Origin of the sequence: Nitrosopumilus sp. (assembly GCF_025698945.1) — an archaeon.
In the GTDB taxonomy this organism is placed as follows: domain Archaea; phylum Thermoproteota; class Nitrososphaeria; order Nitrososphaerales; family Nitrosopumilaceae; genus Nitrosopumilus.
In genome coordinates this window covers 1-17,592 of record NZ_JAILWM010000007.1, presented here as the reverse complement: position 1 = coordinate 17,592, position 17,592 = coordinate 1, and the positions used below count along the sequence as shown (strand labels likewise).

The following is a 17,592-nucleotide window of genomic DNA, read 5'->3' as shown; positions in this document are numbered from 1 at the left end:
AAAAAGATACATTATTAGAACAATTACAAGCTGATCTCAAAGAAAAAGATACATTATTAGAACAATTACAAGCTGATCTCAAAGAAAAAGATACATTATTAGAACAATTACAAGCTGATCTCAAAGAAAAAGATAAGCCTATTAACAATCTCCAATCCGAAATCGTGAATCTAAATTTTGAACTATATGTCATAAAAAACTCTCTAATCTTTAAACAAATGAAAAAAATTTCAAATTTTATTGACAAAATTTGCCCTTCTGGATCTTCTAGAAGAGAAATAACTCGATTAGTTTCAGAATCATATAAAATTATCAAGAATCAGGGGTTTTCAGTTTTTATCAAATCTTTTGTTTCAAAGATCAATACCATTAGTTTTTCTAATAGATTACAACATAAAATTCAAAAACATTCTTTCACAAATAACATTTCAAAAACTAAACCATCCATTTTGAAATCTTCTAACCCAATTCTTCCATCAAAATTTTTTACTGTAGATCAAAATCTTCGCACTAACCTAAAATTTGGGTTTTATAATATTACTAATCTTGAAAAGCATCCTCTTATTAGTATCATAATTCCTACATTTGATGCAGTTGAATTATTAAAACAAAATCTCCAAAGTATTGAATCTCTAACAACCTATTCTTCTTATGAAATCATTATTGTGAGTAATAATTTAGATAAAAATTCTAATATGCGAAAATATCTATCCACTGTTAAACATCAGGTATATGTCTTCGAAGATGAATATTCATTTTCTTCTATCAATAACTTTGCTGTAACTAAAGCCAAAGGAGAATTTCTCTTATTTCTTAATGATGACGTTAAAATAATTTCAGAAAACTGGCTTGAAGCATTTTTAAAATTAGGGCTTAAAAAAAATGTTGGAGCTGTTGGTGGGAAATTATTATTTTCTAATGGAAAGTTACAAGAAGCTGGTGGTATTATTTGGAAAAACGGAAACGGGTGGAATTATGGGAGAAATAAAAATCCTAACGATCCTATGTATAATTTTGTACGAGAAGTGGATTATTGTTCAGGTTCTTGCTTATTTATTAAAAAAAAAATATTTGAACAAATTGGAGGCTTTGATCTTAGATACAAAATAGCATATGCAGAAGATTCCGATCTTTGTATGAAAATTAAAAATTTAGGATTAAAAATTTTGTATCAACCATTATCAACAGTAATTCATTACGAAGGAAGTACTTCTGGTACTGATGTCCATAAAGGTCTAAAAGTAAATCAACTTTCTAACCAAAAAATTTTTTATGAAAAATGGAAAAATGAATTAGTTACACATGGTGAAGATTCTCAAGAAAATTCTTTTTTTGCGTCAAATAGAAAAAATGGACTCAATATACTCTATGTGGATCATTATGTTCCTGAAATAGATAAAGATGCAGGTTCTCAAACTGCATTTTTCACAATTTCAGTTTTATCTTATATGGGTCATAAAGTTACTTTTTGGCCTGAAAATCTAAATAAATCTGAACCATATACTACTGAATTACAGCAACGTGGTATTGAAGTAATCTATGGACACCATAGTTTTGAAAAATTTCTTCAAGAACGAGGACATGTATTTTCAGTTGCTATATTGTCACGTCCTCATATTGCAGTTAATTTTATTGATAAATTAAAACGATATGTTCCTCACTGTAAGATAATTTATGAAGCAAGTGATCTTTATCATATTGGATTATTAAGAGAAAGTGTAGTAAAAAAGCAAAAAAAGATACAAACAGAATCCGAGCGAATTAAAGAGATTGAATTATCTTTGATGAATAAATCTGATTTTATTATTCTTAGAACAAAAAAAGATTGTATTACTGTTTTTGAAAAAAACAAATTTTATAATGTTGCGGCTTTACACATTGCTCCAATTTATGATGGAAATGTAGCCCCATATGATGAACGTAAAGATATTTTGTATGTTGGTGGTTTTCAACACCCACCCAATGCTGATGCTGTCGAATATTTTATAACGAAAATTTTCCCAATAATTTTGGAAAAATTACCTTCTATCACATTCAAGATTGTTGGTAGCAAGATTCCTCAAAAAATTAAAAATTTATGTTCAAAAACAAAAAATTGTGAGGTAATTGGCTATGTATCGGATCTTTCATCAATGTTAAATCAATGCAGAGTCATGGTTGTACCATTAAGATATGGTGCAGGAATCAAAGGCAAAGTTACTGAATGTATGTCTCATTCATTACCTTTAGTAACTACTTCTATTGGTGCAGAAGGGTTGGATATGGACAATAATGAATGCCTATTGATTGCAGATGACCCTCAAGATTTTGCAGAAAAGACCATTTTGTTATATAAAAATAGAACTCTGTGGAATAAAATATCAAAAAATGCTAAATTATATGTTGAAAATAATTTCTCTCCTGAACAAGGAAGAGATGTATTAGATAAAATTCTGAAATTTTTAAATTGATTTTCACAAAATAATTGGAACAATTCCTTATTTGAATTGATGAATTCATAAATTTATTTAATGATAGTGAATCATTAACCTTATGTAAATATTTCTTCAAAATATTCTAACTCAAAAATTAATTATCCTAAAAACCAAAATTATTAAATTACATAAAAATGAATTATCTGATTTTATAACTACTTATTTAATATTGTATCAATAAACTGATTACGTATTGAATAAGGCAGTTTTTTTAGATCGTGATGGTGTCATTACCAAAAGAACTCAAAGATATTTGACATCTATAGATGAACTTGAATTATTACCAAATATAGAAAAATGGCTAAAACTTCTATCCAAACAAGGGTTTCATTTGTTTGTAATAACAAATCAATCTATGATTGGAAGGGAGATATCTACTGTTGATACACTAGAGAAAATTCATACTTTAATACAAAAAAAGTTCAAAACATATGATTTCCAAATCACAAAATTCTACTTCTGTCCTCATAACCCAGATGATGGGTGTTATTGTAGAAAACCTAAACCTGGTTTAATACTCAAGGCAATTAATGAGTTTTCAATTGATATCAAAAATTCATGGCTAATAGGAGATGAAGATACTGATATTATTCTAGGAAAAAATGTAGGCTGTAATACTATTAAAATTGAAACAAATACAGAAATTAAAGATGCAGTCTACAAAATTTTAAATTCTTAAATATATTATAAAAATACAACACACTTTTTTAAATAAAAATTATTAAAGATACATTTTTACTAGCATACATGTCAGTTGTTGTTCGAAGCAGGTCTCCTCTTAGGATAAGTTTTGCCGGAGGTGGTTCTGATGTTCCTCCTTACCCCGAAAAATATGGAGGTGCTGTAATTAGTACTTCTATTGATAGATATGCATATGTCTCTATAAAGAAAAATAACGAAAGTACTCTTAAAATAATTTCACAGAACTATGGTTTATTCAAAAATCTTGAAAAGATTTCAGATTTAAAAAAATATCCTAATACGAGTCTAATTAGTGCCGCTTTTGACGTACTTGATATTACTCCAAAAAATATTGAAGTAAACATCAATGTTGATTCACCTCCGGGATCTGGACTTGGTTCTTCTTCTGCATTATCTGTAAGCCTAATTGGAGCTCTATCAAATTATTATGGTATATCTCTTTCTACTTACGAAGTAGCAGAATCAGCATTTGAATTAGAACGAATTAAAGCTGGAATCAAAGGAGGTTATCAAGATCAATATGCTTCATCATTTGGTGGCTTTAATTTTATAGAATTTTCAAAAACTGTTACAGTAAATTCCCTTAAGTTATCACAAGAAGTGCAAAATGAATTGCTTGCTTCATTAATACTTTGTAATACTTGTACAAATAGATTATCTGGAAATATTTTGAAAAACCATATTAATCTGTTAAAAAATAATGATCAAGAAACATTTCAGAAAATCTCAAAACTAAAAGATGAAGCTAGTGTTCTAAAAGAAATGCTTCTTAAGGGTAATATTAGTAAAATTGGTGATTTGATTAATGAACAATGGAATTTAAAAAAACAAATTAATAAAAAAGTCACCAATAAGAAAATTGACAAACTTTACAATATTGCTTTAAAAGCAGGTGCCACTGGAGGCAAATTATTGGGTGCGGGTGGTGGTGGACATATGCTTTTTATTGTTGATCCTAGTAAAAAATATCAAGTGGTTAATGCATTACAGAAAGAAAAAATAGATATTGTTAAATTTAATTTTGATTCAAATGGACTTCAAACATGGAAGATAAAAAACGAGAAGGTAATCTATTGAAAGATTATGTCATCAAAAACATAAATGAGAGTATTCTAGTAAAACAATCCCTTTATACACAAATTCCTATTATTCAAAAAGCATCAAAATTAATTGCCCATCAACTTATGAGTGAAGGAAAAGTAATTCTCCTTGGAAATGGAGGCAGTGCTGCTGATGCTCAACACATTGCTGCAGAATTTGTGGGAAAATATGCTCTAAAAAGAAAAGGATTACCAGCTATGGCTCTTAGTACAAACTCTTCTAGCGTTACTGCGATTGGTAATGATTATGGATTTGATGTGATATTTGAAAGACAATTAGAGGCATTTGCAACAAAAAAAGATATTATCATTGCAATAAGTACTAGTGGAAACTCTAAAAATGTTCATAGAGCAGTAAAATTTGCCAAAAAAAATAAAATTCGAACCATTTGTATGACTGGTAAAAATGGAGGTAGTCTTTCTACCCTTGCAGATTTGACTATTAATGTGCCCTCAAATAATACACAAAGAATCCAAGAATGCCATATTATGATAGGTCATATTATTGTGGGATTGGTAGAGCAAATTTTACTTTCAAAAAAATAATTTTAATCTTTTATTTTTTTAGCAATTATCTCAAATGAAAAATTCAAAGAACTATGTCCGTATTTTGGTGCTTCTGACATAGCAACCTCATCCTTTTTTAGATTATCGTGTAATGTGTCAATACTGATGATTTCATATTTGCCAATTTCATCAATCATTTTTTTGACATCTTCTGGAAGAAAATCATGTTTATGATCTGGATTTGCATTTGGTTGACCAATGTTTGGAAAATAATTTTTATGTGGTAAAATTAATACAAGATATCCCTCTTTTTTTAACACACGAGTCCATTCTCGTAATGCTTTTTTGGAGTCTACAATATGTTCAAGACAATGGCTTGAAAAAACATAATCTAAAGAATTATCTCTAAACCAAGGTAAGTTATCTCCTTCGCTTTGTATCTGTGTACCAAAAGGATAACCATAATCATTTTCTGTTAAAACTTTATTTATGCCTATAGCTGAAGTATGAATCTTATTTAACCCACAACCCACTTCAATTCCCACTCCTTTAGTATATTTAATTACTAAGTTCATCTCATGACGACGAAAAATTGATTCTCTTGTTGCATCATATCTATCAAAAATCTCTTGCATTTCTTTATCTGTAATCTTTTTCCCATTTGGAGAAATCCTTATCATAAAAAAAATAAATCCTTTGGTCATTTAATCATTTAGTTGCTGGGAAACATTTTCTCATGTATTATGTATTAAAAACTAATTAAAATCACATTATTCAGATATTGATTAAATATAAGAAATTTTTTCATTAAACATATTTATCAACATCATGCATTCTTGATCTTATGTCATTTACTTTTAAGAAATTAAGTATACCTGAAGTCATACTTGTTGAATCTAAAGTATTTTCTGATGATCGGGGGTTTTTCCTAGAAACTTTCAAGGAATCTATTTTTATTAATAATGGAATTGAGATAAAGTTTGTACAAGATAATTTTTCTCATTCACAAAAAGGAGTTTTGCGAGGATTACACTATCAAAAAAATCCTAAAGCACAAGCAAAACTAGTCACTGCATTAAGAGGCGAGATTTTTGATGTTGCAGTTGACATCCGTCAAGGCTCTCCAACATATGGAAAATGGGTTGGAGAAATTCTCTCAGATAAAAATCACAAACTGCTTTACGTCCCTGAAGGATTTGCACATGGCTTTTGTGTCTTAAGTGATGATGCCAATGTACTGTACAAAGTAAATCAAGAGTATTCACCTAAACATGAAGCGGGAATTATTTGGAATGATCATGATATTGGTATTGAATGGCCAATTGATAAACCCATTTTACATGAAAAAGATTCTAGATTACCTCTATTGAAAAATGCAGAAAATAATTTTTCTTACACTAGAGATAAATAAGAAATTTCAAATTCAAAGACATGGATATTCTAGTTTGTGGAGGTGCTGGATTCATTGGCAGTGCCTTTATTAGAAATTATCTTGGTAGCACAGATGATTCCAAGATAACTAATCTTGACTCATTAACAATTGGCTCAAACTTAAAAAATCTCAAAGACATTGAACATAACCCAAATTACAAATTTATAAAAGATGACATTAGAAATGAATCAATCATTGATGAATTAATTAAAAATTCAGATATAGTAATTAATTTTGCAGCAGAATCACATGTTGATAGAAGTATTGCAAATCCAAAACCATTCATAGAAACAAATATTTTTGGAACTTTTACCATCCTAGAGGCAATTCGCAAACATGACAAGCAGTTTGTTCATGTTTCCACTGATGAGGTTTATGGCGATGCACAAGACAAGATATCATTTAATGAAGATTCTCAGGTAAACCCAAGTAATCCATATGCAGCAACAAAGGCAGCAACTGATCATTTAGTTTCATCATATTATCGAACCTACGGGATTAACTGCATTACCACAAGATGTACTAATAATTTCGGTCCATATCAGTTTCCTGAAAAACTAATTCCAAAAACAATAATTCGTACTATAAAAAATCTCAAAGTCCCACTATATGGTAATGGAAATCAAATTCGAAGCTGGATTCATGTAAATGATCATGTTGAGGCAATAAAATATCTAATCTCCAAAGGTCAACCAGGTCAAGTTTACAACATTACTGCATATGAAGAAATTACCAACAAAACAATTGTTGAGAAAATATTAAAGATTTTAGAAAAATCAAATGAAATGATAGAGTATGTTACTGATAGGCCAGGACATGACAAACGATACTCCATTGATTGCTCTAAAATAGAAAACCAAATTGGATGGAGACCAAAATACAACTTTGATGATGCATTAAAACAAACTGTTTATTGGTATGTCAATAACCAATCATGGTGGGAACCATTAGTAAATGAGAATACTTTACATCCTCAACCTTGGACTCTTTCATGGAAATGAAATTTCTTGTTACTGGTTCAGCAGGACTGGTAGGTTCACAAGTGATCCATGATCTTACAGACCAAAACCATCAAGTATATTCTTCATATAGTGAAACAAAACCAGAACATGGTATCCCTGTACATCTTGATCTGACTAATCAAGAAAATATTGTTCAGACATTAAATGAAATAAAACCTGATAAAATAATTCATCTAGCAGCAATGACTAGAGTTGATCAATGCGAAGAACAACCAGATATAGCAATGCAGATTAATGCATATGCAACAAAGTTTTTAGCGCAACAGTCAGCAAAACAAAATTGTTTTTTTCTCTATGTGTCAACTGATTATGTCTTTGATGGAATTCAAGGAATGAAAAAAGAATCAGATACCACAAATCCTTTGGGAATTTATGGGAAAACGAAACTTGCAGGTGAAATTGCATTAAATAACATGGCATCACCTTATGCTATTGTAAGAACTAGTACTCCTTTTGGATCACACAAAACAAAAAAGTCATTTCCTATATGGGTAAAAGAAAATCTAGAATCTAAAAATAATATTCCTGTATTGGTAGATCAGTTCACATCTCCAACTTTTGTTCCTAATTTATCTAAAATGCTAATAGAGATTGCAACAAAACAGCTTGTTGGAACATTTCATACTGCTGGTGCCTCTAGAATATCACGATATAATCTTGCAGAAATGGTAGCAGAGAAGCTAAATCTTGATAAAAAATTCCTCCAGCCTGCAAGTATGTCTGAGATGAACTGGAAGGCACAAAGACCAAAGGATTCATCTCTTGATGTCTCCTATGTGACAGAATTACTAGATGAAAAACCCCAGACCGTTCAAGAGAGTCTTGATATTTTATTTTCTAATTGATGATCTGTTTTATATGATACATTTTTGAGACTAAAGAAATTGAAAGGAATCATCTTGCATGGTGGTCATGGGACAAGACTGCGACCATTAACTCATACGGGACCAAAACAACTTCTCCCGATTGCAAACAAGCCAATGTCGCAGTATGCACTTGAGGATCTGAAAAAAGCAGGAGTTACAGATATTGGAATTATTATTGGAGATGTTTATCCTGATAAAGTAAAAGAGTATTATGGTGATGGGGAAAAGTTTGGTGTTAACATATCATACATTTACCAAGAGGCACCAAAGGGAATATCACATGCAATAAGACTATGCAAGGAGTTTATTGGAGATGAGCGATTCATTGTATATCTAGGTGATAACGTACTGCGGAAAGATCTTTCAGATTACACAAAAAAGTTTCAATCCTCAGAAACTGATGCCATGATTTTGTTGTGTGAGGTTGATGATCCACAAAGATTTGGTATTGCAGAACTTGATTCCGAACCAGGCAAGATTAAAAAAATTATGGAAAAACCAAAAAATTCCCAATCTAACTTGGCAGTAATTGGAATCTATTTTCTTACTCCCAAAATATTTGATATCATTGATAAGCTAAAGCCATCATGGAGAGGTGAGCTCGAGATTACAGAGGCGCTACAGCTACTCATGGATAATGGAAACAAGATAACATATGATGCTGTAACTGGTTGGTGGAAGGACACTGGAACTCCTGAGGATATCATTCATGCAAACAAACTAGTTTTAGATTCCATTGGTACTGAAAACCAATTTCTAATTGATGATGATACGCAGATTAAAGAACAAGTTGTAATTGGGAAAGACTCTACAATATCACGAGACTCTTTTGTTAGTGGACCTGTAATTATTGGCAAAAACTGTACAATAGGCCCTGCAGTCAGAATTGGCCCTTATGTCAGTATTGGGGATAATTGTATTATCAAAAATTGTGAGATTGAAAATTCAATTATTATGAATGAATCCAATATTAACTCAAAAATATCAATTCATGACAGTATAATTGCTCATGGTTCTACAATTAAAGACAGTATTGTTCCCAAAAAACACAAATTTTTACTTGGAGAACGATCACAAATCAATCTCTGAGATATATGATCTATTAATAATTTTGTTAGCTGATTATTTAAAAAATTAGCACAAGTTGTAATTTTATTTTCTTACTTATGATCATATTAATAAAATAGTCTTTTATGAGATTAATTACTTAATTTGGTTGGGTTGCAGAAAAATACATCACATAAGGTAACGTCAGTATTACTGGCAGTAATTATGGTTACTGGCAGTGTATCATTTGCATTTCCCAATCATTCTCCAATATCTTTAGAAAATGCTTATGCGTCTCATAATGCAAATCTCTTTGTTTCAGCTGAGAATTCATTATTTAGCAATACATTTGCAGGTGCTTCAGTTATTGAAATTATCGTAAATGATTCTGATATAAGTTCTACAAACACTGTTCAACCTGAACCTGATGTAACAGTTAATGGTAAAAAAATTAGAATGGTACAAGCTGTAGATGGTAACTGGTATGGCTACTTTGCTGATCGAAGCAATGCTTTGATGGCAGACAGTCTTTCAGGCCTTGACGGTACCGGTCTTGATTTTGGAAAGTTTTGTTCCAGTGGCACTGCTGGTGCTATTCTTGGAGTTGGTTTTTCTGACACTGTAGGTGTTGCAATTCCTAGATTATCTGGAATACTTGGTTCAGTTGATGGTACAGGACATGGTACTCCATCTCTTTCTGCTTGTACTGGTGTATTTAGTACTAGTACTCCAAACATCAATCATGTTACAAGAGAGCCACCAACACTGAACACAGATCCTGGAGCTGGAGGAGATGGTCAAATTGGAATTAGACCTGAAGCATGGCCAATTATACAACTGTATGATTTTGTCCCTGCTGGTAATGTTGTAGTTACATACAACTATACAGGTGGTCCTCAGACAACAACACTAACTTTTGATAATCCTTTTGTAGACATGCAGACTGATAGAACAACATATCCACAATTCTCGTCAGTAAATCTACAAATTACTGATACAATGCTAAACATTGATCCAACAGATGAAGATTCTTGGACTTTTGGAGCTTCATCTACAAATTCTACAACGTTTTATCAACTATTTGATGAAAATGGTGCTACTGATGCAGATGGAACTGCAGGAGCAGTTGACATTTCATCATCTATATCTAATTTGATGTTTGAAGACAATGGTGTCTTTACACTTGGTGGAGGCAATCTAGCAAATGTGTTGACTATTCGTGATAATGATGATCAAGCACTTCCAACAGATGATCCAAATGCACTAATCACCTTAATAGGAACTGATGGTGGTTCTGTGTCAGCTGGTAGTATTCCAGTTACATTTACTGAACAAGGAGCAAACTCTGGCCTCTTTTCTAATTCTGATGAGGCTGACAAGTCAAACATTTTGGTAAGACCCACTGCCCCTCGTGGACAGTCAGCTATTGCAACATACAACAATGTTGGAAATGCTGTTCTTGTAGGATTTGACTTTGGTTCAATTGATCTTGGCTCCTTTGGAACATGGACCTCTGGAGAGGAAGTCCCTGTAACTCTGATAGATAATGATGCTAACAAAAATACTCTAGCCGATGAGGATCTTGATCTTTTCAATCCTATAGTTTGGAGTATTCCTTCTGTGAGGACTGGTACTCCGTTTACACTATCATCACTTTCTACGGCAAACCTTACTGTTGCAGGTTCTACGCCATTATTTACTTCTGTAGACACATTCAGTGATAGGGCACTCTTGACATTAAATGTCCCATTCTTTGTCTCAACGCCGACATCAACTATAATTTCATTAGAGACAACTGATACATTTGATGATTTGTATCAATCCATTAATGATCCGTCAGGTTCCTTTGATGGCTATAATTTCTTCAATTATGATGTACGCTCAATTGATACTTCCTTGGTTGCAGATTCTATTAATCAAGTAACAATTAACTTACTAGATGGAACAAACACGGTGCAACTTGTAAACGGCGGACCACTGCAAGGATTTGTAAATCTTGCCGATGCTACAGGTCATGATATATTTTCGATGAACGGTGCTCAAAATGTTCGTTTGGAATTTAGGTTTGAGACACCTACATTTAGTGGATACAACAACGGAACAACACTTCCTATAGTTGCAGATTTCTTTTCATTTGGATATGTAAATGATGGTGAGTTGCCATCTGAGAGAATCGCAAACCAAATTGTAAGACTAGAACTAGAAGAAAATGGTGATAATACAGGTACGTTTGTAGGTACACTGGAACCCAGAATCATAAACCAACTTAACGTACTTGATCTTTCAACTTACTCTGGACTAAATACAATCTCCGATTCCCCACAATTTATTGTAATTGAAGGACTGCAAGGATTGAATTCTCCAAAAATTCAATATCTTGATCTAGGTGCTGATGGTGTTTCTACAGAAATATCTGATCAGCAACCTGTTCCAGCTCACTCTGGCAATATAGCTGTAGATATGACATCCTATGTTCCTGGAGATACAGTAGTTGTAACTCTTCAGGATTCAGATCTTAATTATGATTCAGATCTGATTGATATCTATACTACTGTTCCGTCAACTCCTTTTGATATTGCCTCAGATTCTATTGGAAAAGCCGGATTGCCAAATCTAAGCTTTGGCCCACTTGGACAAATGGTTGGTGTTTTCATTAATGGTACTCTCTGGCAAAACAGTACACAGACATGTGGAATCCCAACATCGCCTAATGGACTATATGAAAGCGGATTCACATTAGTTGAGAGCGGTGCTGCAACTGGTATGTTTAATGGCGACTTTGTATTGCCATCAGACTTTTGCCAATCAGGAGTTTTAACGTCAACTTCAGCACAGCCATTATTGTTATACTATACTGACTTTAGAAATGCAATAAACGAAATTTCAAGTGCATTTGCTCAACCTTTCATTCGTGGTCCTTCTACTTCTATCCAATCTGCAACAGGAAGTGGGTTAATTGATATTAGCACGAATTTAGGAAACTTTTCTTCAGTTTCTGCAGAAATAATTTCATCCCCTCCAATTCCCGCAGGACTTTCTTTCCCACATGGTCATTTGAGCTGGAATGTGACAGATATTTCTCCTGGTGCTACAATTACCGTGACGCTAACTTATCCGGATCCAATTCCAGTTGGTTCTGAATACTGGAAATTGATCGGTGGCTCTTGGATTGATGTTACATCACTAATTGGTAGCGATGATGGTGATGATACTATTACATTAACAATTACTGATGGTGGTCTTGGAGATCTTGATGGAATTGTTAATGGAGAAATATCTGATCCTGGAGGTATTGCCTTAGTTATTGCTACTGTTCCTTCTGCACCAACAGGACTGACGGCGTTACCACATCCTTCCCTTGATATAATCAATCTATCATGGACAGCTCCGTCATCAAATGGTGGCTCTGCAATTACAGGATATGATATAGAACGTGAATCTCCAATAGGTGGGGGATTTTCAGTAATTAGTACAATTGGTAATAGCACTACAGCTGGAATAGTTGCAATTCCTGGAACACAATACAACTTTAGAGTTTCTGCAATTAATGCAATTGGTGTTGGTGCTCCTTCAAATGAGGCAAACGCTACAATTCCTATAACTAATGCCTCACCAGTTGCACTTGATGACTCTGTACTTACATTTGTAAACTCTACTAAAAATAACATTGATGTTCTAGCAAATGATTTTGATCCTGATTTTGACAGTTTGATTGTATCCTCAGTAATCTCTCCTACAATTAATAATGGAGCTGTAATAATTAATGCAACTCAAACCGGAATAAACTATATTCCTGATGCTGGATTTGAAGGGTTTGATTCGTTTAACTATACTGCATCTGATGGAAACGGCGGATTTGCAAATGCAACAGTTACAGTTGGAGTGTTTGGCGCAACAGTGGAGCTAGACCAAGCTATATACACCTGGACTGACAAGATGTTCATCACTATAGTATCGCCTTCTGCAAACTTTGATGCAGGAGCTATTGATGTTATTGGAAATGATCCTGCAACTAGCCATGTGAATGTAACAACATCGCTAGGAACCCTTGCATTTTATGGATTAAATGAAACTGGTACAGATACTGGAATCTTTACTGGAACAATTGACTTGACTGGAACATGTCCACATGATGCAGATGGTGATGGTAATATCTTTGATGCCCCATGTCTCACTACTGGCACTGGACCAACTGATGGAAGACTCCAAACAAGCATCCCATCTGATTCTGTGTCTGTATCTTACCTGTTTGGTGATAATCAGTTTGTATCTGGATCATCCTTGATTAGATGGAACAACGGTACTGCAAATTGGTTAGAGGCATCATATGCACCTGATCATGACTTTGCAGTATTCAGAATTATAGATCCTGACATGAATCTTGATCCTAACACAGTTGATGCATTTAATGTAACTGTAAACTCTTTAACTGATCCTGTTGGATTTGATGTTGCTGTATTTGAGACAAATGATGCAACTGGAATATTTCAACAATCTGTAAACTTTACTTCTTCAGGTACATCAATTGATTCTGGAGACTCTGGTGTTCTTCGTGTAACTGATGGTGACCCTGTATTTGTTTACTATAATGATCATACATTGCCACCTCCATTTTTGACTTCTGAAAACTTTACTTTTATTGGTCAAGCACAAATCAATTCAGGAAATGTAGCACCTATAGCTAATGATGATACCTTTACCACGCAGTTTGAAACTCCAGTTAACAATCTCAATGTATTGCTAAATGATGTAGATGCAGACGATGATCCATTAACTATACTGAATGTTCAATCTATTAGTGATGGATTTGCAACAATTAATGCCACAAACTCCGGCATTGACTTTGTACCTGACAACAATTTTGTTGGAAGTGCATTTTTCAATTACACAATATCTGATGGAATACTTGCAGACAATGCAACAGTACGTGTTGCTGTTGGTCCCATCACTGACTTTCTTACCAAGTTTGGTAGTTTTGGGTCTGGTAATTCTCAGTTTTCTAACATTGCAAGTATGGATGTTGGAGATTCGGGACGTCTTTATGTGCTTGATAGTGGAAATGCCACACTAAAGGTATTTGATTCAAACTTTGACTTTTTGTTTAATACTGGAACTTCCGGCTCAGGAGATGGCCAATTCTCAAATCCTTTTGATGTAGCTGTTAATGGAACTGAGTTTATTCATGTATCTGATTTTACTAATAACCGTGTACAAGTATTTGATCCCTCTGGCAACTTTCTCTTCAAGTTTGGTAGTTCCGGCTCAGGAGATGGTCAATTTAGTCAACCATGGGGTATAGGAATAGACCCTGTTACTGGAAATATTCTAGTTACAGAGTTACAAAATGATCGTGTACAAGTATTTGATCCCTCTGGCAACTTTCTCTTCAAGTTTGGAACTTTAGGAAATGGTACTGGCCAATTTGACCAGCCACGAGATGTTGCTGTTGATCCTTCAAACCGTATTCATGTTGTAGATGGTAATAATAACCGTGTACAAGTATTTGATCCCTCTGGCACCTTTTTATTCCAATATGGATCTCAATGCTTTTTCGGTAGTCCCTCTGGGTGTGTTGATCCTGATGGATCAGGACCATTAGAATTAGGTGATGGTCAGTTTGATACTCCATATGGTATTGACTTTGATACATTTGGCAATGCATACATAATTGATGAATCCAATAATCGAATTGTAATATTTGACTCTCTTGGAAATTATTTGGATAAATTTGGTTCAACAGGTTCTGGTGATGGTCAATTATTTGATCCTCGTGGAGTTAATGTGATTGATAATCCTCCAAAGATTTTTGTTGCTGGAGCATCTCAAAACAGAATTCAACTATTTGGTTTAGGCTCATCACCTGTTGCATTTGATGACTTCTTTACAACACAGTTTGAAACACCGTTAGTCAATCTTGATGTACTTGCAAATGATACTGATGCAGACTTTGATTCCCTATTGATTTCTCAGGTAGGTCCAACACTTAATGGTGGAATTACAGTTCTTAATACATCATTTACAGGAATTGATTACACTCCACCTGATGATTTCAGAGGAGTTGATATATTCAACTATACCATTACTGATGGCAACGGCGGATTTGCATCAGCTAATGTAACAATTCCAGTTATTGGAGCAAACGGCAAGATTGTATTTTCACAGGCATTTAACATATTTACAATTAATTCTGATGGAACAGAGAAAACTTTACTTGTTACTGGCAATGCTACTTTTCCTAACAGGTTTCCATCTTGGTCACCAGATGGAACTAAACTTATACTATCTAGTGTTGTTGACAAGACTCCATTTGTAAATGATTATGATATTGTTGTAATTAATTCTGATGGTACTGGAATTACAAACATTTCAAATCTTGCTGGTAATGATGTACAACCAAGCTGGTCACCTAATGGTGAAAAGATTGCATTTGCAAATGATCCATCAGGACCTACTCCAAGTCAAATCTTTATAATCAATGCAAATGGTACTAACTTGATAAATATTTCAAACAATACTTTTGCTGATTCTGATCCACAGTGGTCACCTGATAGTACGAAAATACTGTTTGTAAGTACAAGAGATGGCAACAATGAAATCTATTTGATGAATGTTGATGGATTAAATCCAATTAGATTAACAAATGTTACTGGTTCTGATTCCCAACCAAGCTGGTCACCTAACGGAGAAAAGATTGCCTTTACAAGTAACAGAGATGGAAATACCAAGATCTATACCATGAATGCAGATGGCTCTAATCCTACACTTTTAACCAATCTTATTCCAGCTAATCCGCAACCATTCTGGTCACCAGATGGACAAAAGATATTATTTGAATATCAAGGGGATCTTTGGACTATCCATCCAGATGGTTCAAATCTAACTAGAATTACATTTGAAAACTCTCAAATTCTAGAACCTGATTGGGGTACTGCCTCAAACACAGTCGCAAGTGTTTTGATTGCATTTAATGACTCTTACAAGACACAGACAGACACGCCACTAATTGTCCCAGCACCTGGTGTCTTGGCAAATGATACTAGCATTCTGCCACTATCAGCAGTACTAGTCTTATCATCAAGCACTGGAGTTTTGAATCTAAACTCTGATGGCTCTTTTGATTACACTCCTCCTGTAGGATTTGAAGGAAAAGTATCTTTCCTATACAATGCAACTAACGGAGTAGATATGAGCAATACTGCAAATGCTACAATTAATGTCATAAAACCTTCTATATCATTTACAAAAAACCCAGCACAATATGTTAATGGAGAAAATGTATTTGTTACAGTTAATGATCCTGTTGCAAACAATTCAACTCTAAAAGATGTCATTTCAGCAAATCTTACACGTAGTTCAGGTGGAGTAGATACTACTATCTTAGTATCTCTAACAGAAACTGGAATTAATACTTCAAAATTTACAAATACTACACCAGTAATTCTTGGAACAACAATTCCTGTCAATGCTGGTGATACACTTACTGCAACATACCTAGGACAGAATTCTATCAGTAAAGTAACCTTACTTGGAGGTGGAGTGACACCAACAAACACTAATCCAATTTCATTGATTCCAAATATTATACAAATTGAAGATGGAGGAGAGATTCGAATATTTGATTCATCCAAAGCAGGAAATGGAATTCAAATTATCACCGCATTTGTTAGTACTGTCAATGATCCTACTGGAATTCTAGTTTCATTAACTGAAACTGCTAATGATTCTGGAGAATTTGTAAGTGATAGTATAATATTTTCAAATCAATTTACTAAAAGATTTACAAATATTCAAAGCGTAGATATTGGAAACAACGTGTTTATATCCTATCCAATTTCCGATACAAAATTTTTCCTTCGTTCTAATACTGGAGCTTTACCACAAGGTGAGTTTCAATGGGGATACGAAAGCTCAAGACATTTGGTAGGTAACTGGGATGGTGATAATGATGATGACATTGGAACATTCAACTCTGATGGTAGATGGTGGTTACGTGATAATGATATTGCAAATACATACGATACATTCTTGTGGGGTAATGTAAACAGCAGACCTTTGGTAGGTAACTGGGATGGTGATAATGATGATGACATTGGAACATTCAACTCTGATGGTAGATGGCACTTACGCGACCTTGATACTGGAACTTACTATGCCCCTCAATTCTTGTGGGGTAATGTAAACAGCATTCCTGTTGTAGGCGACTGGGATGGCGATGGTCGTGATGACATTGGAACATTCAACTCTGATGGTAGATGGCACTTACGCGACCTTGATACTGGAACTTACTATGCCCCTCAATTCTTGTGGGGTAATGCAAACAGCATTCCTGTTGTAGGCGACTGGGATGGCGATGGTCGTGATGACATTGGAACATTCAACTCTGATGGTAGATGGCACTTACGCGACCTTGATACTGGAACTTACTATACCCCTCAATTCTTG

The 17,592-nt window shown here is 33.8% G+C and carries 10 protein-coding genes; 9 read left to right on the top strand and 1 reads right to left on the bottom strand.

Annotated elements, in window-relative coordinates; translation table 11 throughout:
• The 4 genes from K5790_RS10735 to K5790_RS10720 all read left to right on the top strand — a co-directional run.
• Positions 1-2,450, top strand: a 2,450-nt coding sequence (locus tag K5790_RS10735; RefSeq protein WP_297594940.1) for a glycosyltransferase, incomplete at its 5' end; no start/stop codon positions are given.
• 217 nt (positions 2,451-2,667) lie between these two features.
• On the top strand, positions 2,668-3,153 hold the full coding sequence (locus tag K5790_RS10730; protein WP_297594938.1) for an HAD family hydrolase: 486 nt from the start codon (positions 2,668-2,670) through the stop codon (positions 3,151-3,153).
• Between the two features lie 68 nt (positions 3,154-3,221).
• On the top strand, positions 3,222-4,253 hold the full coding sequence (locus tag K5790_RS10725) for a hypothetical protein (protein ID WP_297594936.1): 1,032 nt from the start codon (positions 3,222-3,224) through the stop codon (positions 4,251-4,253).
• Positions 4,220-4,822, top strand: coding sequence for an SIS domain-containing protein (locus K5790_RS10720; protein WP_297594934.1), 603 nt, complete (start codon positions 4,220-4,222; stop codon positions 4,820-4,822). Before K5790_RS10725 ends, K5790_RS10720 begins: the two co-directional genes overlap by 34 nt.
• 2 nt (positions 4,823-4,824) lie before the next feature.
• Here the strand turns inward: K5790_RS10720 and K5790_RS10715 are convergent, their stop codons facing one another.
• Positions 4,825-5,463, bottom strand: coding sequence for a class I SAM-dependent methyltransferase (locus K5790_RS10715; protein ID WP_297594932.1), 639 nt, complete (start codon positions 5,461-5,463; stop codon positions 4,825-4,827).
• A 164-nt stretch (positions 5,464-5,627) separates the two neighbouring features.
• Here K5790_RS10715 and rfbC point away from each other — a divergent pair, with 164 nt between their 5' ends.
• From rfbC to K5790_RS10690, 5 genes are all read left to right on the top strand, one after another.
• Positions 5,628-6,194, top strand: a complete 567-nt coding sequence (rfbC, locus tag K5790_RS10710; protein WP_297594931.1) for a dTDP-4-dehydrorhamnose 3,5-epimerase — start codon at positions 5,628-5,630, stop codon at positions 6,192-6,194.
• Between the two features lie 20 nt (positions 6,195-6,214).
• Positions 6,215-7,216: a dTDP-glucose 4,6-dehydratase gene (gene rfbB / locus K5790_RS10705; protein ID WP_297594929.1), complete on the top strand. Its 1,002-nt coding sequence runs from the start codon at positions 6,215-6,217 to the stop codon at positions 7,214-7,216.
• Positions 7,207-8,082, top strand: a complete 876-nt coding sequence (gene rfbD / locus K5790_RS10700) for a dTDP-4-dehydrorhamnose reductase (RefSeq protein WP_297594928.1) — start codon at positions 7,207-7,209, stop codon at positions 8,080-8,082. The genes rfbB and rfbD overlap by 10 nt, the downstream gene beginning before the upstream one ends.
• Before the next feature lie 39 nt (positions 8,083-8,121).
• Complete coding sequence (locus tag K5790_RS10695) at positions 8,122-9,192, top strand: glucose-1-phosphate thymidylyltransferase (RefSeq protein WP_297594927.1); 1,071 nt, start codon at positions 8,122-8,124, stop codon at positions 9,190-9,192.
• Between the two features lie 183 nt (positions 9,193-9,375).
• Positions 9,376-17,592: cadherin-like domain-containing protein (locus K5790_RS10690; RefSeq protein ID WP_297594926.1), on the top strand; the 8,217-nt coding region annotated here is incomplete at its 3' end.